18 protein-coding genes and 1 pseudogene are annotated in these 22,229 nt (G+C 66.9%); 6 read left to right on the forward strand and 13 right to left on the reverse strand.

Annotation, left to right across the window (positions count from 1 at the left end):
- Window positions 1–49: 49 nt before the first annotated feature.
- From AC5P9P_RS07825 to prpB, 8 genes are all read right to left on the reverse strand, one after another.
- Window positions 50–4,957, reverse strand: a complete 4,908-nt coding sequence (locus tag AC5P9P_RS07825; RefSeq protein ID WP_049404546.1) for an alpha-2-macroglobulin family protein — start codon at window positions 4,955–4,957, stop codon at window positions 50–52.
- A 163-nt stretch (window positions 4,958–5,120) separates the two neighbouring features.
- A complete protein-coding gene (locus AC5P9P_RS07830; protein ID WP_049431665.1) occupies window positions 5,121–6,581 on the reverse strand; it encodes a bifunctional 2-methylcitrate dehydratase/aconitate hydratase in 1,461 nt (486 codons plus the stop codon).
- Window positions 6,582–6,731: 150 nt separating this feature from the next.
- Window positions 6,732–7,910, reverse strand: coding sequence for a 2-methylaconitate cis-trans isomerase PrpF (gene prpF, locus AC5P9P_RS07835; protein ID WP_049431667.1), 1,179 nt, complete (start codon window positions 7,908–7,910; stop codon window positions 6,732–6,734).
- 52 nt (window positions 7,911–7,962) lie between these two features.
- The gene (locus AC5P9P_RS07840; protein ID WP_231522733.1) at window positions 7,963–8,331 is read right to left on the reverse strand and encodes a type II toxin-antitoxin system ParD family antitoxin; all 369 of its coding nucleotides are present in this window, start codon (window positions 8,329–8,331) and stop codon (window positions 7,963–7,965) included.
- Window positions 8,331–9,035, reverse strand: coding sequence for a hypothetical protein (locus AC5P9P_RS07845; protein WP_033835384.1), 705 nt, complete (start codon window positions 9,033–9,035; stop codon window positions 8,331–8,333). Before AC5P9P_RS07845 ends, AC5P9P_RS07840 begins: the two co-directional genes overlap by 1 nt.
- 94 nt (window positions 9,036–9,129) lie before the next feature.
- Complete coding sequence (acnD, locus tag AC5P9P_RS07850) at window positions 9,130–11,748, reverse strand: Fe/S-dependent 2-methylisocitrate dehydratase AcnD (RefSeq protein WP_184014043.1); 2,619 nt, start codon at window positions 11,746–11,748, stop codon at window positions 9,130–9,132.
- 97 nt (window positions 11,749–11,845) lie between these two features.
- Entirely contained in the window at window positions 11,846–13,003 is a 1,158-nt protein-coding gene (gene prpC, locus AC5P9P_RS07855; RefSeq protein ID WP_005410655.1) for a bifunctional 2-methylcitrate synthase/citrate synthase, read from the reverse strand.
- Between the two features lie 36 nt (window positions 13,004–13,039).
- Entirely contained in the window at window positions 13,040–13,933 is an 894-nt protein-coding gene (gene prpB / locus AC5P9P_RS07860) for a methylisocitrate lyase (RefSeq protein WP_010482769.1), read from the reverse strand.
- A 154-nt stretch (window positions 13,934–14,087) separates the two neighbouring features.
- On the opposite strand from prpB, the gene prpR reads away from it, so the two are divergent.
- On the forward strand, window positions 14,088–15,671 hold the full coding sequence (prpR, locus tag AC5P9P_RS07865) for a propionate catabolism operon regulatory protein PrpR (RefSeq protein WP_495232678.1): 1,584 nt from the start codon (window positions 14,088–14,090) through the stop codon (window positions 15,669–15,671).
- A 226-nt stretch (window positions 15,672–15,897) separates the two neighbouring features.
- Here prpR and AC5P9P_RS07870 read toward each other — a convergent pair.
- The 4 genes and pseudogenes from AC5P9P_RS07870 to pdxH all read right to left on the reverse strand — a co-directional run bounded on the left by AC5P9P_RS07870 (window position 15,898) and on the right by pdxH (window position 17,931).
- A pseudogene (locus tag AC5P9P_RS07870) lies at window positions 15,898–16,359 on the reverse strand (DoxX family protein).
- A gap of 158 nt (window positions 16,360–16,517) precedes the next feature.
- Window positions 16,518–16,877 carry a YqfO family protein gene (locus AC5P9P_RS07875; RefSeq protein ID WP_049431676.1) on the reverse strand — a complete coding sequence of 120 codons (360 nt, stop codon included), beginning with the start codon at window positions 16,875–16,877 and terminating at the stop codon, window positions 16,518–16,520.
- Window positions 16,874–17,335, reverse strand: coding sequence for an aminoglycoside N-acetyltransferase AAC(6')-Iz (aac(6')-Iz, locus tag AC5P9P_RS07880; protein ID WP_071846310.1), 462 nt, complete (start codon window positions 17,333–17,335; stop codon window positions 16,874–16,876). Before aac(6')-Iz ends, AC5P9P_RS07875 begins: the two co-directional genes overlap by 4 nt.
- The gene (gene pdxH / locus AC5P9P_RS07885; RefSeq protein WP_033835389.1) at window positions 17,332–17,931 is read right to left on the reverse strand and encodes a pyridoxamine 5'-phosphate oxidase; all 600 of its coding nucleotides are present in this window, start codon (window positions 17,929–17,931) and stop codon (window positions 17,332–17,334) included. The genes aac(6')-Iz and pdxH overlap by 4 nt, the downstream gene beginning before the upstream one ends.
- A gap of 40 nt (window positions 17,932–17,971) precedes the next feature.
- Here pdxH and AC5P9P_RS07890 point away from each other — a divergent pair, with 40 nt between their 5' ends.
- Window positions 17,972–18,799: a kinase gene (locus AC5P9P_RS07890; protein WP_049431680.1), complete on the forward strand. Its 828-nt coding sequence runs from the start codon at window positions 17,972–17,974 to the stop codon at window positions 18,797–18,799.
- A 6-nt stretch (window positions 18,800–18,805) separates the two neighbouring features.
- Here AC5P9P_RS07890 and AC5P9P_RS07895 read toward each other — a convergent pair whose 3' ends face one another.
- Window positions 18,806–19,009, reverse strand: coding sequence for a dodecin family protein (locus AC5P9P_RS07895; protein ID WP_005410663.1), 204 nt, complete (start codon window positions 19,007–19,009; stop codon window positions 18,806–18,808).
- A gap of 98 nt (window positions 19,010–19,107) precedes the next feature.
- Here AC5P9P_RS07895 and AC5P9P_RS07900 point away from each other — a divergent pair, with 98 nt between their 5' ends.
- From AC5P9P_RS07900 to hemE, 4 genes are all read left to right on the forward strand, one after another.
- Window positions 19,108–19,650: a shikimate kinase gene (locus AC5P9P_RS07900; protein WP_049431684.1), complete on the forward strand. Its 543-nt coding sequence runs from the start codon at window positions 19,108–19,110 to the stop codon at window positions 19,648–19,650.
- Complete coding sequence (gene aroB, locus AC5P9P_RS07905; protein WP_049431686.1) at window positions 19,647–20,759, forward strand: 3-dehydroquinate synthase; 1,113 nt, start codon at window positions 19,647–19,649, stop codon at window positions 20,757–20,759. The genes AC5P9P_RS07900 and aroB overlap by 4 nt, the downstream gene beginning before the upstream one ends.
- A 101-nt stretch (window positions 20,760–20,860) precedes the next feature.
- A complete protein-coding gene (locus tag AC5P9P_RS07910) occupies window positions 20,861–21,100 on the forward strand; it encodes a WGR domain-containing protein (protein ID WP_005410666.1) in 240 nt (79 codons plus the stop codon).
- A 26-nt stretch (window positions 21,101–21,126) separates the two neighbouring features.
- Complete coding sequence (hemE, locus tag AC5P9P_RS07915; protein WP_012481016.1) at window positions 21,127–22,209, forward strand: uroporphyrinogen decarboxylase; 1,083 nt, start codon at window positions 21,127–21,129, stop codon at window positions 22,207–22,209.
- The last annotated feature ends 20 nt before the right edge of the window (window positions 22,210–22,229 follow it).

Raw genomic sequence — 22,229 nt, forward strand, 5'->3', positions numbered from 1 at the left:
TGGAGCTTGCCAGCTGGACGGGCCGCACCGTCGCGGCCCGTCCGCGCGGTCACGGCTGTACCACCGTGATCGTGGTCGGGTTGCTGCGGCCGACGCCGCGCAGCTGCGGCCGGTACATGTCCTCCACCAGCGGCGGCGGCACCGAGTAGGTACCCGGGGTCACCGCGCGCACCAGGTAGAACACGTTGGCCTTGCTGCCACGCGAGAGCTTCAGCGCGGCCACGTAGCGGTCGTCGCGGAATTCCTCGTGCTTGGTATCGGCGGCTTCACCCCGGTCGCTGATGGTGATGCCATCGACCACCACGTCGGCCCACTGCTTGGCATCGCCCAGGTTGAAGTTCTCGATCTCCAGGCCGGCCGGCAGCAGGTCGGTCAGCAGTGCATCGGGCATCGTGGTGTCAGCGGTGACGGTGACGCGCACGATCAGGGCTTCGCCTTCCTTCAGCGGCCGCGGCGACCACGGCTTGCCATCGGTGCCGTAGTAGCTGCGCTCGACGCCCAGCACGCTGTTATCCGGTGCCGGCGCGCTGCGCGGGATACCGGCCACGTCGATGCTGGCGAACATCGGCGGCTGGCCCTGCGGGGTGAAGCGCACGCCGCTGGCGAGTTCATTTGCACTGAAGTTGCGGCCGAACAGCTTGCGTTCGCCGATGGCTTCGGTGTTGCCACCGATCACCAGTTCACCGGCCACCAGCGCCTTCTGGTTGGCAGCAAGCGCCTTGCCAAGGCGGGCAATCGCCACCTGTTCCTGCGTACTCAGCCACATCCAGCCGGCATTGCGGCGCGCATCCAGGCCGCGGCCGAGGTCAACCGCACGTGCATCCCAGGCCGGCTTGGCCAGCTTGTTTTCGTGGGTCAGCGCGATCATCAGCGCGTCATCACGGATCGCACTGCCGTAGTCGCCGAAGTACGACGGGCGTTCGCTGCTGGACTTGGCGAAGGCCGCCGCCAGCGCGGCCTGGCCGCGCTTGGCATCGCCCTGCAACGACAGCGCCACGCCCAGGTGGACCAGCGACAGGCCGCCGACCGCCTTGCTGCGCTCGTTGTCGTACAGCGTGCGCAGGGTACCCAGCGGCGCACGGTTGACCCTGGCCAGCACGTAGCCCGAGTACGCCTGGTTGGCGAACTTCAGTTTCTCGCGGTCGTCCTGGCCATAGAACTGGTTGCCACCGGACAGCAGATCCTCGCTGAGGCGGTTGAGTGCCTTCTGCAGCACGTTGTCGGGCACGGCGAAGCCGGCGTCCTTGGCATCGAGCAGGAACTCGGTGATGTACGGGGTCAGCCACGGGTTCACGTAGCCGTCGTCACCCCACATCGAGAAGTTGCCATTGGCCACCTGCATCGACGCCAGGCGGCCAAACGCACCTTCCATGCGCTCGCGGCGGGTCTTGGCATCCAGCCCGTCGGCACCGAGCATCGACGATGTTGCCTGGTCCAGGATCAGCGCGGCGTAGCCCTTGCTGGTGGTCTGCTCGGCACAGCCATACGGGTAGTTCAATGCACCCTGCAGCGCACTGGCGAACGGGATCGGCGGCAGCGGGCTGACCAGCAGGCGGGCATTCACCGACTCGGCCATCAGGCCATCGGTCAGGCTGTTGTCGAGGCTGACCGCGGCCAAAGGATCAAGCGTGCGCACCTGCGAACGCAGCACCTGCGGCCACGCCGCACGCACCGGCAGGTCGTAACGGCGATCGGCCTTGAAGCCGTTGCCGTCCACCCGCACCCGCACCTTGGCCACGCTGTGGCCCTCGCGTGCCGAAAGCGGGAAGCTCAACGTGGTCTTGGCGTCGGCATTCAACTGCACGCTGCGGCTGCCTTCGCCCAGGTTCAGCGGGCCCTCGCTTTCCACCTTCACGTTGAACTGGCCCGGCTTGCCGGTGAAGTTCTGCACATCCAGGGTCACGGTGCTGCGGTCGCCCGGAGCGAGCACGCGCGGCATGCTGGCTTCAGCCAGGATCGGCGCGCGCACAACGGTTTCCACGTCGCGCTTGCCGTACTGGTCATCGCTGTAGACCAGTGCCGACACCCGCAGGGTACCGTTGAAGTCCGGCACCTTCAGGCGGATGCGGGCGATGCCCTTGGCATCGAGCTGCACCGGGCCAGAGAACAGGTCCACGGTCTGCACGCGCGCGGTCGGGCGCTTGGCCTGCGGCAACGCCTGCAGCGCCATGTCGCCACCGAACTTCAGCTTGCCGGCGCCGCCGTCAAAGCTCTCGATCACCCGGCTGTAGATGTCGTAGGCATCGATGCCGAGGCGACGCTGGGCGAAGAAGTGCGCACCGGCATCGGGCACCGGGAAGCGGGTGATGTTGAGGATGCCCACGTCCACCGCCGAGACCGTGACGTGCGCCATTTTGCCGGCCAGCTGCGGTGCGCTGACCGTCACCGGCAGGTCCTGTTCCGGTCGCATCTGCTTGGGCGCTGCCAGGCCGACGGCCACGGTGCGCCCCTTGCGGTCCATCGGCACGTGCACCACGCCCACCGCACGGGCCGGGGTGATCTTGCTCGGCGCACTGCCGCCGCGGAACACCAGCGCGGTGATGTAGACGTCGTGGCGCTCCCAGTCAGCGGTGACCGGAATCTTGAAGGTCGAACCCGGCTTGGCGTCGATGTCCTGCACGTACAGCATGCGGTCGGTCTCGACCATCAGGATGCCCTTGCCGGCGTGCGGCGGGGTCACCGTCACCTCAAGCGTGTCGCCTGCCTTGTAGCCGGTCTTGTCCAGGCCCAGCTTGATCTTGTCCGGGCGCGCGTCCAGGCCGCGGTTGTCATCACCCCAGCTCCAGCCGGCGCGGAACGGGTAACGGCTGGTCAGGCCGGTGGACGGGTCGAACACGTCCACCCGGTACTCGCCCCACTCCACCGGGAAATCGAAGGCGACCGCACTGCTGCCGGCATCGACGGTGCGGGTTTCCTTGTTCTCGAAACGGCGGGTGAAATCGTAGTCCCAGCGGTTGTCGTTGAAGGTCCAGTGGTAGTCGCGCAGCTCGCGCACCAGAGTGATCTTCAAGCCCTTGGCCGGCTGCGGCGTACCAGCAGCATCCACGCGCATCAATTCGAAGCGCGCGTTGCCGTTGGAATCGGCACCGTCCTCCGGGTTGAACAGCGGGCGTACACCGACCAGGGCGTTGGCCGGCCACATCACCCGCTTCAGGGTACGGGTGACCGTGCGGCCACCGGTTTCATACAGGCTGCCGGACAGCACTACGGCAATCGGCGCCTTGGCCTTGGCTGCCTCTTCCGGCAACGCGACGTCCTCACGCAGCTGGCCGTTGCCCGGCAGCGTGGTATCGATCACGTCCTTGGCCTCGCGCGGCAGCTGCAGGGTCGGGTCACCGAAGAAATAGCCCGGCAGGCCCTCCACCGGCTTCTGCTCGGCGGCCACCGCCATACGTGCCGTGAAGCGGTTGCCATTGGCCGGTGCCCCGTACAGATAGGCACCATTGGCCTGCAGGCGCAGGTCCTCACCCGGCTTCAGCGTCTTCTGCGCGCTGTCCAAGTCCAGCTTCATGCGTTCCGGCAGGAATTCCTCGATGCGCAGGGTCATGCCCTGGATCGCTTCCTTGCTGGCCGGGTCGGTGCGGAACTCGACCTGCCAGCGCCCGGTCGGCGCCTCGGCGGGAATGACCTGCTCGAAGTTGATGTAGCCCTGGTCGCCCGGCTGCAGGCGGGTCTCGCGGAAGGTCTTGCCGTCGGGCTGCTTCAGCCGCAGGAATACCGGTTGCGCCTTGACCGGCTTGCCGTCGTTGTCGCGCAGCAGGGCGGACAGGCGCACGGTCTCGCCCGGGCGGTACAGGTCGCGGCCGGACCAGGCGTAGACGTCGAACCAGGCATTGTCACGGCCGGCCACGGCGAATTCGCTCAGGTCCAGCGCCGGCTGGTTGAACGGCAGGAAGCTGGTGTCCTTGCCGGTGCTGGCGACCAGCACGTGGGTGGCATCCAGGGTGTAGTTCAGCAGCGCATTGCCATTGCCGTCGGTGCTGCCCTTCAGCACCACCTCGCCCTTGGCATCGAGCACGCGCAGGTCGATGCCCTTCAGCGGCGCGCCGTCCTTCAGGCCGGCGGTATGGACGAACAGCTTGTCCTTGTAGGCGCGGGTATGCAGGCCGATGTCGCTGACCGAGAAGAACGCGGTATCGAACTCGCCTTCGTAGTCACCGGTGCGCTTGAGCAGGGCGAAGTACAGGCCCGGCTCCTGCAGTTCCTTGATGTCCTGGGTCGGCAGGTAGGTCAGCACCCGCTCGTTCTTCTTGCCGCCCAGGATGAAGCGGTTGACGTAGACCGGCTCTGCCAGCTTGTTGATCGGGCTGCGCTCGTAGTCGCTGCTCAGCTCCCAGCTGCCGCGGCGGCCACCGCGCTGGTACTGGCTGAAGAAGGTCGGCAGGTCCTTCTCGCGCACGCGCAGGAACTCGACGTCGACCTCCGGCACGTTCACCGAGACCACCGGCAGGCCACGACTGTCCTTGGCCGGCAGCACGCTGCCCTGCGAGGCGAAGCCGACCACCGGTTTCAGCTCGCCGCTGAACACCTTCTGTTTCAGCTCCTTGCCCAGGCGGCTGCCATCGGCGGCCAGCAGGTCCGGCGAGACCACCAGGCTGAACTCCTTGCCGGCCTCGACGAACGGGTAGCGCAGGGTCAGGCCGTCATCGGACAGCGTCCAGCTGCTGTCGTCGGTGCCGACCTTCTCTTCGAAGCGCACCAGCTTGTCGAAATCCTGGGTGCCGACCAGCGGGCGCGAGAACTCCAGCGCCAGCGACAGGCCGTCATTCTTCTGGTCCGGGTAGGCACGCAGCAGGGTGAATTCCTTCACCTGCTCGGCCTTGGTGGTGATGGCTTCACCGCTGGCCTTGGGCAGCTGCCCGCTGTCATTGCGGCAGCCAGCCAGGCCCAGCAACAGGCCTCCTGCCAGTACCGCCGCCGCCCATCCCCACCGCTTCCGCCGTGCCGGACCGCTCATGTCGTCACTCCTTGATCGAGGCGGCCATTATAGGCAGGCCACGTCAAAGTGTTGACGCGAATTCGGCAATTGCCCCAAGTGCGGGTAGTGCCGGCCGCTGGCCGGCAACCGGCATGGCAGATTGGATGGAATTGCCGGCCAGCGGCCGGCACTACCGATCGCTCTAGCCCGGCAGGTACAGGTCCACGTAGTCGGTCACCGGCATCGCCGCCAGCGCCACAGGGTCCAGCGATGCGGCCAGGATGCGCTGCTGCTGGGTGGTCGGGAAGCGGTGGGCCAGGTGCCGGCGGAACTTGTCCATCAGCAACGGAATGCCCTCCTCACGTCGGCGCGCGTGGCCCAGCGGGTATTCCACCAGTACCTCGGGCAGCTCAGTACCGTCGCTGAAGCGCACACTCAGGCCGTTGGCGATGCTGCGCTTGTCCGGGTCCAGGTAATCGGCGCTGAGCTGCGGATCCTCATGACAGCCCATCTTCGCGCGCAGTGCATCGATGCGCGGATCCGCCGCCACATCGTCCTCGTAGTCCTCTGCCACCAGCCGCCCATGCAGCAATGCGATGGCGACCATGTACTGCACGCAGTGGTCGCGGTCGGCCGGGTTATGCAGTGGGCCCTGCTTGTCGATGATGCGGATGCAGGCTTCCTGGGTCCGGATCGCGATGTGCGCAATGTCCTCGACCCGCCGCCCCATCGCAAGCAACTGCTGGTGCAGCATGACCGCGGCCTCCACTGCGGTCTGGCCGTGGAACTCGGCCGGGTAGCTGATCTTGAACAGCACGTTCTCCATCACATAGCTGCCTAACGGTCGCCCCAGCGTCAGTGCCTGACCGCGCATGGACACGGCCTCGAAGCCCCAGGTTGGCGCGCTCAGCACGCTGGCATAGCCCATCTCACCGCTGGCTGCCATCAAGGCCAGGCGCACGCCACGGCTGGTCGCATCGCCGGCCGCCCAGCTCTTGCGCGAGCCGGTGTTGGGTGCGTGCCGGTAGGTGCGCAGCGCTTGGCCATCGACCCAGGCCAGCGACAGCGCATTGAGCATGCGCTCGCGGTCCAGCCCGAGCAGCTGCGAGACCACCGCCGTGGTGGCGACCTTGACCAGCACCACATGGTCCAGCCCGACCTGGTTGAAGGAGTTCTGCAGGGCCAGCACGCCCTGGATCTCGTGCGCCTTGATCATCGCCAGCAACACGTCGTGCACGGTCGGCGGCGGTCGGCGCAGGGCCTGCGCGTTGCGGCCCAGCCAATCGCAGACGGCGAGGATGCCGCCCAGGTTGTCCGACGGGTGCCCCCATTCGGCGGCGAGCCAGGTGTCGTTGAAATCCAGCCAGCGCACCATTGCGCCGATGTTGAAGGCGGCCTGCACCGGATCCAGCACGTAGTGCGTGCCCGGTACGCGCGCGCCGTTGACCACGCTGATGCCTGGCACCAGCGGCCCGAGCAGCTTGCTGCAGGCCGGGAAGGACAGCGCTTCCAGGCCACAGCCCAGCGTATCGAGCAGGCAGTGGTGCGCGGTCTGGAAGGCCAGCGGAGAGTCGATGCGGGCATCGCGCACGTAATCGACGATATCCACCAGCAGTGCATCCCACGCTGCACGCTCGTTGGATGGGGTGTGGTTGTCGGACATCGTCGATCTCCTCTTCAGAAGCAGGTCAGGCCGCGCCTCCCGGTAATCGCCAACCTAGGCTGGCGCTGGACCGTACCCGGGCGGTGCCAATGCAATGCCAACCAAGGTTGGCATCCACCAGAGCATGTGATGCCGGCGCCGTTCGGCTGGTTACTCGGCCGGTACCCGCACCTTGCCTTCCATCAATACGCGGGCGCTGCGGCTCATGATGGCCTTGGTCACCGTCCACTGGCCGTCAACGAGGCCGGCCAGCGCGCCCACGCGCAGCGTGCCGGAGGGATGGCCGAAGGTTACTGCTTCGCGTTCGCCGCCACCGGCCGCGCGATTGACCAGCGTGCCCGGAATCGCCGCTGCGGTACCGATCGCCACGGCGGCGGTCCCCATCATCGCGTGATGCAGCTTGCCCATCGACAGCGCACGCGCATGCAGGTCGATCGCCGAGGCCGGAATGGCCTTGCCGCTGGACGACACGTAGTCCTGTGCCGGTGCCACGAAGGCGACCTTCGGTGTGTGCTGGCGGGTTGCCGCGTCTTCCAGCGTGTTGATCAGGCCCATGCGCAGCGCGCCGTAGGCACGAATGGTCTCGAACTTCTGTAGTGCCGCCTTGTCTTCGTTGATTGCCGGCTGCAGCTCGGTCCCGGTGTAGCCGAGGTCGGCGGCGTTGAGGAAGATGGTCGGGATGCCGGCGGTGATCATGGTCACCTCGAAGCTGCCCACGCCGGGCACGTCCAATGTATCGACCAGATTGCCGGTCGGGAACATCGCGCCCGCATCACCGTCGTCGGACGGATCGATGAATTCCAGCTGGATCTCGGCCGCCGGGAAGGTCACGCCATCCAGCTCGAAATCGCCGGTCTCCTGTACTTCGCCATCGCGCATCGGCACGTGCGCGATGATGGTCTTGCCGATGTTGGCCTGCCAGATGCGTACGGTGCACAGGCCATCGCGCGGCACGCGGGCGGGATCGATCAGGCCGTTGGCAATCGCGAACGGGCCGACCGCAGTGCTGAGGTTGCCGCAGTTGCCGCTCCAGTCGACGAAGGCGGTATCGATCGAGACCTGGCCGTACAGGTAGTCCACATCGTGGTCCGGCACAGAAGCGGTGGAGATGATCACGCATTTGCTGGTGCTGGACGTTGCACCGCCCATGCCATCGGTCTGCTTGCCATACGGATCGGGCGAGCCGATCACGCGCATCAGCAGTGCATCGCGTGCGGCGCCCGGCACCTGCGCGGCCTCGGGCAGGTCCTGCAGGCGGAAGAACACGCCCTTGCTGGTGCCACCGCGCATGTAGGTAGCGGGAATACGGAGTTGCGGGAGGAAGGTCATGGATCGGGTTCCTGTGTGCAGTGAAACAATTCTCTGGGAGCCGTGCACCGCCCTAAGGTGGGCCATATGTACTGGCTTCATCTTCGATTCGATGCGCGCTCGAGCAGTTTCTGGAAGTGCCCCAGAGGCAGGGGGCCGGAGGCCCCGAAGCAAGACCTTCAGCGATCAACTGGCGAAGCAGGTCTTCAGCCTTGCTTCGCCGACGCTGACGGATAAGGTCGCGAACGTACTCGGAAGCGCTGGCGTAGTCGCCTTCACGAACTTCCTGGTCCACGAACTGTTTGAGCTCATCAGTCAGCACCACGTTGACATTGACCATATAGACCTCCACTGCGGAACTGTCACGCGACAGTCTGCGAGGCACCAAAGGCAACGACAAGGGCAGAAAGCGCCAGCCGTTGCTTAAAGAGGCCTTCGCCATCACGCAGGCGCTCCAGTATGACTTCGCCGCGCCCGCGCGGACGTTCCCTGCTGCCATCGGAACAGGTACAGGATGACCAGCTTGGTACTGCCACTCACCACTGCCAGCAGCAGCAACGGCCATCCCATCCGTAGGCCCATGGCGAAGGCAAATACGATCGTGGACAGGTCCATGAGCAGGATCCACTGGCTCATCCGCAGCGACACTGCACCGGTATGGCCATTGCGAAGGATCAACAGGATCTGATGCGTATAGCCCTGCGCCAGCAAGGCAGTGATGGCCACGATCATCGCACTGGCCACCACCCTGCCCTCGTCCGCGTGACGATCACCCCAGGCCAAGCCGGTCAGCGCGCAGATCAGCAGCAGCGCGGCTGCCAACACGCTGGTCGTCGCGGAGCGATTCCGTCGGTCGCGCCAGATCTCCACCAGGATGGCCATGACCAGCACCGACGCGAGCAAGCGTGGCCAGACAATGAAGTGATTGAACGGCGTGACGCTGTAGCCATAGACGAAGAAAGACAGGTACGCCAGGAAGCTGACCGTGAATTGATTCAGCGACAATACTGCAGTGGCGCTGTCAGTCGCGTCCGCACGCTCCCGACGGTTGCGCACCAGGCGCAACTGCGCGCCCACACCCAATAGGCTCAGCAGGATGAAGGCGGTGTTGACCGTGCCTGCGATGTTGTAGAACGCCGTTCCCATGCAGATGGGGCAACACCCCTCTCCTCCGTGACCACCGCCATGCGGGCCGAAGCCAGCATGGCGGCAACTCGATACAAGTCAGCTATCTGCTGCCTTACGCCACCTTGGCGCCTTCCAGGAAGTCCTGGGCGAAGCGCTGCAGCACGCCGCCGGCCTCGTAGATCGCCACTTCCTCGTCGCTGTCCAGGCGGCAGGTGACCGGCACGATCACGTCCTGGCCGTCGCGGCGGTGGATGACCAGGGTCAGTTCGGCACGCGGGGTACGCTCGCCGATCACGTCAAAGGTCTCGGTACCGTCGATCCCCACGGTCAGGCGGGTGGTGCCCGGCTTGAACTCCAGCGGCAGCACGCCCATGCCGATCAGGTTGGTACGGTGGATGCGTTCGAAGCCCTCGGCCACGATCGCCTCGACGCCAGCCAGGCGCACGCCCTTTGCGGCCCAGTCACGCGAGCTGCCCTGGCCGTAGTCGGCGCCGGCGATGATGATCAGCGGCTGCTTGCGCTCCATGTAGGTCTCGATCGCCTCCCACATGCGCATCACCTTGCCTTCCGGCTCCACGCGCGCCAGCGAACCCTGCTTCACGCTGCCGTCGTCATTGCGCACCATTTCGTTGAACAGCTTCGGATTGGCGAAGGTGGCGCGCTGCGCGGTCAGGTGGTCGCCGCGATGGGTGGCGTAGGAATTGAAGTCCTCTTCCGGCAGGCCCATCTTCGCGAGGTATTCGCCGGCGGCACTGGACGCCAGAATCGCGTTGGACGGCGACAGGTGGTCGGTGGTGATGTTGTCCGGCAGCACCGCCAGCGCGCGCATGCCTGCCAGCGTGCGCTCGCCGGCCAGTGCGCCCTCCCAGTACGGAGGACGACGGATGTAGGTGCTCTGCGGGCGCCAGTCGTACAGCGGGCTGACCGCGGCGCCGTGCTCCACGCGCACGTTGAACATCGGGTTGTAGACCTTGCGGAACTGCTCGGGCTTCACCGAGGCCTTCACCACCGCGTCGATCTCGGCGTCGCTCGGCCAGATGTCCTTCAGGCGCACCTCGTTGCCGTCGGCGTCCACGCCCAGCACGTCCTTCTCGATGTCAAAGCGCACAGTGCCGGCGATGGCATAGGCGATCACCAGCGGTGGCGACGCCAGGAAGGCCTGCTTGGCGTACGGATGGATGCGGCCATCGAAGTTGCGGTTACCCGACAGCACGGCCGTGGAATACAGGTCACGGTCGATGATTTCCTGCTGGATCTTCGGATCCAGCGCACCACTCATGCCATTGCAGGTAGTGCACGCGAAGGCGACGATGCCGAAGCCGAGCTGCTCCAGGTCCGGCAGCAGGCCGGATTCTTCCAGGTACAGCTGGACGGCCTTGGAACCCGGCGCCAGCGACGACTTCACCCACGGCTTGCGCTGCAGGCCACGTGCGTTGGCGTTGCGCGCCAGCAGTGCGGCGGCGATCACGTTGCGCGGATTGGAGGTGTTGGTGCAGCTGGTGATGGCCGCGATGATCACCGCGCCATCGGGCATCAGGCCCTGCGCCTGCTCGGCCTTGCCCGCTTCCAGCTTGGCCTCGTCGGCGATGCCGCGCTCGGCCAGATCGGCAGTGGCCACGCGCTTGTGCGGGTTGGACGGGCCAGCCATGTTGCGCACCACGCTGGACAGGTCGAAGTGCAGCACGCGCTCGTACTGCGCGGTCGCCAGATCGTCGGCCCACAGACCGGTGGTACGTGCGTAGTTTTCCACCAGCGCTACCTGCGACTCCTCGCGCCCGGTCAGGCGCAGGTAATCGGTGGTCTGCGCGTCGATGTAGAACATCGCGGCGGTGGCCCCGTATTCGGGGCACATGTTGGAGATGGTGGCACGGTCACCGATGGTCAGTGCCGCGGCACCCTCGCCGAAGAATTCAAGCCACGCGCCGACCACGCGTTCCCTGCGCAGGAACTCGGTCAACGCCAGCACCACGTCGGTGGCGGTGATGCCCGGCTGCGGGCGGCCAGTCAGTTCGACACCGACGGTGTCGGGCAGGCGCATCCACGACGCGCGGCCCAGCATCACGTTCTCCGCTTCCAGACCACCCACACCAATGGCGATCACGCCCAGCGCATCCACGTGCGGGGTGTGGCTGTCGGTGCCCACGCAGGTATCCGGGAAGGCCACGCCGTCCTGCACGTAGATCACCGGAGACATCTTCTCCAGGTTGATCTGGTGCATGATGCCGTTGCCCGGCGGAATCACATCCACGTTCTGGAATGCCTGCTTGGTCCAGTCGATGAAGTGGAAACGGTCTTCATTGCGACGATCTTCGATCGCGCGGTTCTTTTCGAACGCCTGCGGATCGAAACCACCGCACTCCACCGCCAGCGAGTGATCGACGATCAGCTGCACCGGCACAACCGGGTTGACCTTGGCCGGGTCGCCACCCTTGTCGGCGATCGCATCACGCAGGCCGGCCAGGTCCACCAGCGCGGTCTGGCCGAGGATGTCGTGGCAGACCACGCGCGCCGGGAACCACGGGAAATCGAGGTCGCGACGGCGCTCGATCAGCTGCTTCAGCGAATCGCCGAGCGTGGCCGGATCGCAGCGACGCACCAGGTTCTCGGCCAGCACGCGCGAGGTGTACGGCAGGGTGGCGTAGGCGCCGGGCTGGATCGCATCGACAGCGGCACGCGCGTCGAAATAATCCAGCGCGCTGCCGGGGAGGTTCTTGCGGTAATCGGTATTCATGGGCTGGCGGAGTACTTGGGGCGGGCCGGGTGCCGGCGGTGCGGCGGCGAAAGCACCCGGCCGGCACGCGGCCGGCCGGATGGGTACGGCAGGTGGATCAGACGCGCTTGTCGATGGCGACGAAGTCGCGGTCTTCCGGACCGATGTAGTTGGCGCTCGGGCGGATGATCTTGCCGTCGATACGCTGCTCGACGATGTGCGCGCTCCAGCCGGCGGTGCGGGCGATCACGAACAGGGGAGTGAACATCGCGGTCGGCACGCCCATCATGTGGTAGCTGACGGCGCTGAACCAGTCCAGGTTCGGGAACATCTTCTTGATGTCCCACATCACCGATTCCAGGCGTTCGGCGATGTTGTACATCTTCATGCTCGACTGCTCTTCGGACAGCTCGCGGGCCACGTCCTTGATCACCTTGTTGCGCGGATCAGAGACGGTGTAGACCGGGTGGCCGAAACCGATCACCACTTCCTTGCGCTCGACGCGGGCCTTGATGTCTTCCTCGGCCTCATCGGGACTGTCGTAGCGCTTCTGCACTTCGAACGCCACTTCGTTGGCGCCGCCGTGCTTCGGACCGCGCAGCGCGCCGATGCCACCGCAGATCGCGCTGTACATGTCGCTGCCGGTGCCGGCGATGACGCGGCAGGTGAACGTCGAGGCGTTGAACTCGTGCTCCGCGTACAGGATCAGCGAGGTGTGCATCGCCTTCACCCACGATTCCTGCGGCTTCTCGCCGTGCAGCAGGTGCAGGAAGTGGCCACCGATCGAGTCATCGTCGGTTTCCACGTCGATGGCGCGGCCGTTGTGGCTCCAGTGGTACCAGTACAGCAGCATCGAACCGAGGCAGGCCATCAGCTTGTCGGCGATGTCACGCGCGCCCGGATGGTTGTGGTCGTCCTTCTCCGGCGCCACGCAGCCGAGCACGGACACGCCGGTACGCATCACGTCCATCGGGTGTGCCGACGGCGGAAGCTCTTCCAGCGCCGCCTTCACCGCAGCAGGAATGCCACGCAGCGACTTCAGTTTGGCCTTGTACGAAACCAGCTCGGCGCGGGTCGGCAGCTTGCCGTGCACCAGCAGGTAGGCGATTTCCTCGAACTCGCTGGTGTTGGCCAGGTCCAGGATGTCGTAGCCGCGGTAGTGCAGGTCGTTGCCGCTGCGGCCCACGCTGCACAGCGCGGTGTTGCCGGCGGCGGTGCCGGACAGGGCGACGGACTTCTTCGGCTTGAAGGTCGGGGTTGCGGTCGTATCGTTCATGTTTCCCTCCGAAAACTTGATGGTGCAGGGTACTGCTTATTTCTTGGCGGCGAACAGTGCATCGAGCTGCTGCTCGAAGGCGTGGTAGCCGATGCGGTCGTAGAGTTCTTCGCGGGTCTGCATGGTCTCCACCACGTTGCGCTGGTGGCCATCGCGGCGCACCGCCTGGTAGACGTTCTCGGCGGCCTTGTTGGCGGCGCGGAAGGCCGACAGCGGGAACAGCTGGATCGCAACGCCGGCAGAAGCCAGTTCATCGCGGCTGAACAGCGGGGTGGCGCCGAACTCGGTGATGTTCGCCAGCACCGGCACCTTCACCGCGTCGACGAAGCGGCGATAGGTGTCCAGGTCGTAGGCCGCCTCGGCGAAGATGCCGTCGGCACCGGCCTCGACACAGGCGATGGCGCGCTCGATGGCCTTGTCCACGCCGTCCACCTGGATGGCGTCGGTACGCGCGATCAGGAAGAAGTCCGGATCGGTCTTGGCATCGGCAGCCGCCTTCACGCGGTCGACCATTTCACCCTGCGAGACGATTTCCTTGCCCGGGCGGTGACCGCAGCGCTTGGCGCCGACCTGGTCTTCGATGTGGCAGGCGGCCGCGCCGGCCTTGATCAGCGACTTCACGGTGCGCGCGATGTTGAACGCGCTCGGGCCGAAGCCGGTGTCGATGTCGACCATCAACGGCAGGTCGCAGACATCGGTGATGCGGCGCACGTCCACCAGCACGTCTTCCAGGGTGTTGATGCCCAGGTCCGGCAGGCCCAGCGAGCCCGCGGCAACACCGCCGCCGGACAGGTAGATGGCGCGGAAGCCGGCGCGCTTGGCCAGCAGGGCGTGGTTGGCGTTGATCGCGCCGATCACCTGCAGCGGCGATTCGGCAGCCAGCGCCTCACGGAAGCGGGCACCGGCGGAGAAAGGAGTGGAAGCGGTCATGCGGCAATCCAGGTTGAAGTACGGGAAAGAGAGCGCAAGCACCATGCCAAGCTGCAAGCCGTTGATTTCACGGGAATGACGCCCATGCAACAGCGAAACATATGAAACATTGAAACAGATGTATCATGAAACATCCCGTCCAACGCGCGCCGCCATGTACCTGCCCCGCTCGCCCCTGCGCCACGCCGATGCCGACCCCAGTCGGCCGGTGATCTGGACCGTCAGCGTCTCGCGGCTGACCGGTCTTCTCGGCGACGTCATTCCCGAGTTCGATCGCCGCGCGCGTATCGAGCAGATCAACCTCGGCTTCGAGGAAGCGGTGGACGTGATCGGCCAGCGCCTGCGCCGCGAGCACTGCGACGTGGTCATCGCCGGCGGCTCCAACGCGGCCTGGCTGCGCAGCCGGCTGGAGCTGCCGCTGGTGCCGATCCAGGCCAACGGCTTCGACCTGATGGAAGCCTTGGCGCGCGCACGGCGGATCGCCGGCCGTATCGGCCTGGTCACCCACGCCAGCGACGTGCCGGTGTTCAGCAACTTCCAGCAGAGCTTCGGCCTGGACATCGAGCATCGCCGCTTCGTCACCCGCGAGGACGCCCGCGACTGCATCGCCGACCTGCGCGCCAACGGCATCGAGGTGATCGTCGGCACCGGCATGGCCATCGACCACGCCGAACAGGCCGGACTGCCCGGCGTGCTGCTGTACTCGGCAGATTCGGTACGGCAAGCGTTCGAGCACGCGTTGGAACTGACCCAGACCCTGGCCCGCTCCGGCGGCAGCCGGCCCGCGCCGCGCCGCCGTGCCGCACCGCGCAGCGATGCCCACGACCTGCTCGGCGACAGCGAGGCCATGGCACAGGTGCGCGCACAGATCGCGCTGTACGCCCCGCATGACAGCACCGTACTGGTCACCGGCGAAACCGGCACCGGCAAGGAACTGGTGGCGCGCCAGCTGCACGCCGCCAGCGGACGCCGTGGCCGCTTCGTGGCACTGAACTGTGGCGCGATCAGCGAATCGCTGCTGGAAGCGGAGCTGTTCGGCTACAGCGATGGCGCCTTCACCGGCGCACGCCGTGGCGGCCGCGTCGGCCTGGTCGAGGCCGCTGACGGCGGCACCCTGTTCCTGGATGAAATCGGCGAACTGCCGCTGCCACTGCAGACCCGCCTGCTGCGGGTGCTGGAAGAACGCGAGGTACTGCGTGTCGGTGCCACCGAACCGACCCCGGTCGACCTTCGCGTGGTGGCCGCGACCCTGCAGTCGCTCGAGCAGCGCGTGGCGGCCGGCAGCTTCCGCCGCGACCTGTATTACCGCCTGGCCGCGCTGCGCATCGCCCTGCCCGCACTGCGTGCCCGGCGCGGTGACATCGCGCTGCTGGCGCAGCATTTCTTCCGCCAGATGCGTGGTATCGACGCGCCACTGGATGCGGAGGCACTGGCGGTGCTGACCACCGCAGAGTGGCCCGGAAATGTGCGCGAATTGCGCAATCTGGTGGATCGGCTGCGCATCCATTGGCAACCTGGTGAGGGGCTGATTGATGCCGCGCGACTGCTGCAGCTGGCACCCGAGCTGGTGAATGAGGGCGCCGCTGCGCTACCAGTGGAAAGCAATGGCAAGCGGCCGCCGCGTGCGCAGTTGGAAACGCTGTTGCAGGAACACCGCAATGACCGCGAGGGCATGGCACAGGCGCTGGGCGTCTCACGCACCACGCTATGGCGCTGGCTGCGCGCGGAGGGATTGTAACGTCCTGCCATCTGGCTGGTGCACACCGATCTCTGGCCGGGGCGAACCGATGCCGATGTCTGTTTGGGGGCAAACCGATGCCCTCGGCGGTGCGAAGCGATTCCCGGTGGGTGCGAACCTTGGTTCGCACCGCTTTTCCCAATCATCCCATCCACGCTGGCGTGGATCTACTGGAGCGTCCAGGCGCTACAGCACGCTCGTCGGCCGGGCGCGGAATAAAGTGCAATCAGCGCGCCCAACGCGCTTCGATCGCGAACCGTCCACTCCCCACTGCGGCAATCCACAACAGCAACACACCCAGCGGCACTTCGCTCAGGTAGAAGAACCAGCTCAACCAATCCGGCACGCTCAGTCCCGCAGGAATGCGCGCGATGCCATCGGTCAGCGCTGCCACCGCACAGATCCCCGCCAGCAGCAGGGCCGAAGGCCGGCTGAGCAGGCCCAGCACCAGCAGGCCGCCCGCAATCCATTAAATGCCGCCGAGCACCGGCGCACTGAACACCGGGAACGGGATCCCCGCATCAACCAGCGTATGCACCATGCGTTCGCGGCCCGCATCGGTGAACACCTTGTTCCAGCCGGACACGCAGAACATCACCCCGGCGACGATGCGGGCGATCAACAGCAGGAACGCTTCCACGCCGTGACGCGGCGGCGGCACCGCAAACAGGCAACGCCAGGAGGGCATGGCAACTCCGGAAGTCGAGATCATCCATCGGAGTGTGCCGGTTATGGGCCTGCTCGCAGATGAAGCAATCCGGTCCATTTGCGACAGCCTGCTCTTGTGGAGTCGAGCCCTGGTCGACTGCCTCATGCGTCGGAGCAGCAGCCGAGCAGGGCTCGACTCTACAAAAGGCGTGCGTCGGCCAGCAGAAGCTCGATTTCCTCCACCTGCACCACCGGCACCTGCCACGGATGATGCGGCACGATGCCCTGTTCGAAGATGCGCTGCAGCCGCTGCGGATCTCGCGGCAGGCAGAATTCCAGGCGTACGCTGTCGACCACTTCGGTGCGCCCCGCCTCACCCTGCACGGGCGACGCACCCACGCGCGGGCGGAACTGTTCGAACCCCGGCGCCGACCACCACATACCGTGCTCGTAGTCGCCGGCCGCCAACGCATCCACCGCCAGGATGCCCTGCTTCACAGCGCCCAGTGCTGCCGACGGCACGAACACCACCACGCGGTACAGCGCCACGCGATTCACGCCGATGGCTCCAGCGGCATGCGGAAATAGACGACCCGTTCGGTCTCTTCGAAGCCGCAGGCCCGATGCGCGGCGTGAGCCTGCACGTCTTCCACGCGACTGTCCGAGGCCAGTTCGCGGCAGCCCGCATCGCGCGTCCACGCCTGCACCGCCGTCAGCAGGGCGCGGCCGACGCCGCGGCCTTGCCACTGCGGCTGCACGCACCAGCCCTCCAGGAACCCCACCGGCGAAGACTCGGTGCCGTTCACGTAGTCATGGCGCAGGCGCACTTCAGCGAAACCAACCGCCTCGCCATCCGCCGCACAGGCCAAGAACACAGCACCTTCGGCATCTGCCAGCGACTGCGTCAGTTCCTCCAGCGGATCATCGGCATCAGTCCACAGGCCGAGACGCAACTGCGCCCACGCGCCCGCATCGGCCGGCGTGGCCTGGCGGATCGTGGGCGCGCTGGCGATCACGGGTACAGCAGGCGCTTGCTCCAGCGCCCTTCGGCGCCGGCTTCATAGCACCAGCGTTCGTGCAGGCGGAACTGCGCGCCGTACCAGAACTCGATGCGGTCGGGCACCACGCGCAGGCCACTCCAGCCCTCCGGGCGCGGCACATCCTTGCCCTCGAAGCGGGCTTCGACCTCGGCCACGCGCGCATCGAATTCCTCGCGCGTTGCCAGCGTCTTCGACTGCTGCGAGGCCCACGCGCCGATCTGGCTCATGCGCGGGCGGCTGGCGAAATAGGCATCGGCTTCGGCATCGGCAACCTGCTCGACACGGCCTTCAATGCGCACCTGGATACCGGCCTCGCGCAGGCTGCGCCACAGGAACAACAGCGCGGCCTGCGGATTGGCCTGCAGTTCCTGGCCCTTGTGGCTGTCCATGTGGGTGTAGAACACGAAACCACGCTCGTCGAACGCCTTCAGCAGCACGGTACGTGCCGAGGGACGGCCGTGCGTATCGGCAGTGGCCACGGTCATCGCGTTCGGCTCGACCTCGCGGCTCTGTTTGGCTTCTTCGAACAGGCCGGCAAACGTGGACAGGGCTTCGGCGTACAGGTCGCTCATGATTGCGTTCTTCTCACACGGATTGGGCTATTGTGGCTGCATGGCCGCTGCTGCGTATATGCCCCAGGTGAAAGGATTCCCCGAAACATTGGCCGAACAGGTGCTGGACGATGCACTGGGCAACGCTGCAGCGGTTCCAGTATTGGCGATCAGTGGCCTGCAGGGGAGCGGCAAATCGACGCTGGCCGCGCAGGTGGTGGCGCGCGCCCAGTCGCGCGGCCTGAACGCCGCCACGCTGTCCATCGATGATGTCTACCTGACCCGCGCACAGCGGCAGCGTCTGGCCCGCCAAGTGCACCCGCTGCTGATCACCCGAGGCCCGCCGGGCACCCATGACCTGCCGTTGGCCCATGCAGTGCTGGACGCCGTGGCCACACGCCAGCCCTTCGCGATGCCTCGCTTCGACAAGCTGGCCGATGAACGCCTGCCCGAAGCGCACTGGCCGCAGCTGCAACGACCGCTTGACCTGCTGGTCTTCGAAGGCTGGTTCCTGGGCACCCCCGCGCAGGATGACGACGCGCTGGACAGCCCGTTGAACGCACTGGAGCGCGAAGCCGACGCCGATGGTCGCTGGCGGCGCTGGTGCAACCAGGCGCTGGCCCGCGACTACCCGGTGCTGTGGCAGCGCTGCGACCGCCTGTGGTTCCTGCAGCCGCCGGATTTCTCGGTGGTACCGCGCTGGCGCTGGCAGCAGGAGCAGAACCTGCAGGCCGCGCAGCCGGGCCGGCACGGCATGAGCCGGCCACAGCTGGAGCGCTTCGTGCAGTACTACGAGCGGGTCAGCCGCCAGGCGCTGCATGCCCTGCCCGCCCTGGCCGACCACGTGGTGGTGCTGGACGGCCAGCGACAGGTGCAGGACGTGCGCTGAGCGCGCCTATTCCACCAGGAAGGTCACCCGCAGGTTGACCCGCCATTCGGTTATTTCGCCGCTGCCATTGGTCACCACCTTGGTCTCGTTCACCCAGGCGCCCTGGATGCCCTTGACCGTCTCGGAGACCTTCTTCAGACCGCTGCGCACGGCGTCCTCCACGCTTTTCGGCGAGGAGGCGGTGATTTCGATGACCTTGGCGACCGTCATGGCCTGTACTCCGGCTGGCGCGGGAGACCCCGCAGGAACGCCTACCCTGACGTGAAGAACGTAAAGGCCAGGGCACGGAGGTGTTAGCATCACAGGGCATGAATCCTGCTCCGAACCTGATCCTGATCGGCCCGATGGGCGCCGGCAAAACCTGCATCGGCCGCCGCCTGGCCGAGCGCTTCACGCTGGACTTCGTCGATGTCGACCAGGCCATCGTCGATGCCGCCGGCGCCAGCATCCCGACCATTTTCGAGCACTCCGGCGAAGCCGGCTTCCGCAGCCATGAACGCGAGGCGCTTGCCCGCGTGCTGGAAGGTCGCGGCCAGCTGGTCTCCACCGGTGGCGGCGCGGTGCTGGAACCTGGCAACCGCGCGTTGATCGCCCAGCGCGGCTTCGTGGTCTACCTGCGGGTCAGCGTGACCGCGCAGCTGGAACGCCTGGCCCGCGACAAAGGCAGGCCGCTGCTGCAGCGCCCGGATCGTGAGCAGGTGCTGCACGATCTGGCCGCGCACCGCGACCCGCTGTACCGCGAACTGGCCGACATCACCCTTGATACCGACCCGTACACCGCTGCCGACGCGACCGCCCACCTGGTGGTCAAGCTGGCCACGCAATGGCAGCGCCAGGACCTGACCCCATGACTTCCCCCGCCCTGCTGCAGGTCGCCGTCGGCGGCGACCGCCCTTACTCCATCACCATCGGCGCCGGTGCGCAGGCCGACGGCACCGCGCTGGCCTCGCATGTGCGTGGCCGCCACGTGCTTTTGCTCAGCGACAGCGAAGTGGCCCCGCGCTATCTGGATGCCGTGAAGCAGACCCTTCTGACCGCACGCCCCGACCTGATCGTCGGCGAGCATGTGCTGGCCGCGGGCGAAGCCTCCAAGACGCTGGCTGAATTCGGCCGTGCGATCGAAGCGCTGGCCGCGCTTGGCGCCACCCGCGACGCCTGCGTGTTCGCCCTCGGCGGCGGCGTGGTCGGTGATCTCGCCGGCTTCGCCGCGGCCTGCTGGATGCGCGGCGTGGACTGCGTGCAGCTGCCGACCACCCTGTTGGCGATGGTCGATTCGTCGGTGGGCGGCAAGACTGCGGTCGACATCCCGGCCGGCAAGAACCTGGTCGGCGCGTTCCATCCGCCGCGCGCGGTGATCGCCGATACCCGTGTGCTGGCCACCCTGCCGCCGCGCGAGCTGCGTGCCGGCCTGGCCGAAGTGGTGAAGTACGGCGCGCTGGGTGATGCCGTGTTCTTCGAATGGCTGCAGCAGCATGCCGATGCGCTGCTGGCCGGCGACGATGCGGTACTGGCCGAAGCCATCGCGCGAAGCTGCCGGCACAAGGCCGCCATCGTCGAGCGTGATCCGTTCGAGAAGGGCGAGCGCGCCCTGCTCAACCTCGGCCATACCTTCGGCCATGCCATCGAGACCGAGCAGGGCTACTCGGCCCCGGGCCGCGATGCACTGAACCACGGCGAGGCGGTGGCGGTGGGCATGGTGCTGGCCGCGAAGCTGTCCACCGATCTGGGCCTGGCCGACGATGCCGATCGCGCACGCCTGCAGGCGCTGCTGGAACGGCTCGGCCTGCCGGTGTCGATCCCGGCCGGGCTGGACCCGCAGGCCCTGCTCGGCCGCATGCGGCTGGACAAGAAGAATGTGGCCGGCCGTCTGCGCCTGGTGCTGTGGCGCGGCATGGGCCGCGCCGAAGTGGTGCCGGACGTAGGTGAGGCGGCGGTGCTGAAGGTGCTGTCGGCCCGGTAGTGCCGGCCGCTGGCCGGCAACGTCAGCAACGAGGAAGCCCGCCAGCCGCCGGCACGACCGCGTTGCGGCCGGGGTCACCCTGGCCCCGCTACAATCGGCCCATGCACGTCTACCTGCAACATCCCGATGCCGGTGCGCAGGCACCGCGCTTCCTGCGCCTGAGCCTGCAGCCGGACCTGTTCGGCGGCTGGGAGCTGCTGCGCGAGAGCGGCCGCGTCGGCAACCGCTCGCAGCTGCGGCGCGAGCTGTTCCTGCAGGCTGACGAAGCCCGTCATGCCTTCGAGAAGGCCCGCGATGCCGAACTGCATCGCGGCTTCCAGATCCTCTCGCACGGCGACTGACGCCGCTGCCAACTTTCGTCCAAGGAATGCCCATCGTGACCAGCCCTCTCCGCAACGATCGCCTGCTGCGCGCCCTGCGCCGCGAACCGGTGGACTGCACCCCCGTCTGGCTGATGCGCCAGGCCGGCCGCTACCTGCCGGAGTACCGCGCAACCCGGGCCAAGGCCGGCAGCTTCCTGGCCATGGCCAAGAACCCGGAGATCGCCTGCGAAGTCACGCTGCAGCCGCTGCGCCGATTCCCGTTGGACGCAGCCATCCTGTTCTCGGACATCCTCACCATTCCCGATGCGATGGGCCTGGAGCTGTACTTCGTTGAAGGCGAAGGCCCGAAGTTCCGCCATCCGGTGCGTGACGAAGCGGCCATCGCCCGGCTGGCGGTACCGGACATGGAGCAGGACCTGGGCTATGTGATGGACGCAGTGCGCCTGATCCGTCGGGAGCTGGACGGCCAGGTACCGTTGATCGGCTTCTCCGGCAGCCCCTGGACACTGGCCTGCTACATGGTGGAAGGCGGCGGCAGCAAGGATTTCGCGCGCATCAAGGCAATGGCGCTGAACCATCCGCAGGCCCTGCACCGCCTGCTGGAGGTCACCACCGACGCGGTGATTGCGTACCTGGGCGCGCAGCGCGCGGCCGGTGCGCAGGCGCTGCAGGTGTTCGACACCTGGGGCGGCGTGCTGTCGCCGGCCATGTACCGCGAGTTCTCGCTGCGCTACCTGCAGCGCATCGCCGAGGGCCTGGAGCGCGGCGAAGGCAGCGAGCGCACGCCGCTGATCCTGTTCGGCAAGGGTACCGGCCTGCACCTGGAAGCGCTGTCGCAGACCGGCGCCGATGCACTGGGCCTGGACTGGACGCTGGACCTGGACGAGGCGATGCGCCGCACCGGTGGCCGCGTCGCGCTGCAGGGCAACCTCGACCCGACCACGCTGTACGCCTCGCCGGATGCGATCGCCGCAGCCGCAGCGCGGGTGCTCGACACCTACGCCGCCGGCAACGGCGGTTCGCGCGAGGGCCATGTGTTCAACCTCGGCCACGGCATGTCGCCGGACATGGACCCGGCCCACGTGCAGGTGCTGGTCGACGCGGTGCACGCGCACAGCCAGCGCTGAGCATTCGGCATACGGTTGCG

It is taken from the genome of Stenotrophomonas sp. YJH_SMC_14-1, from assembly GCF_059372275.1.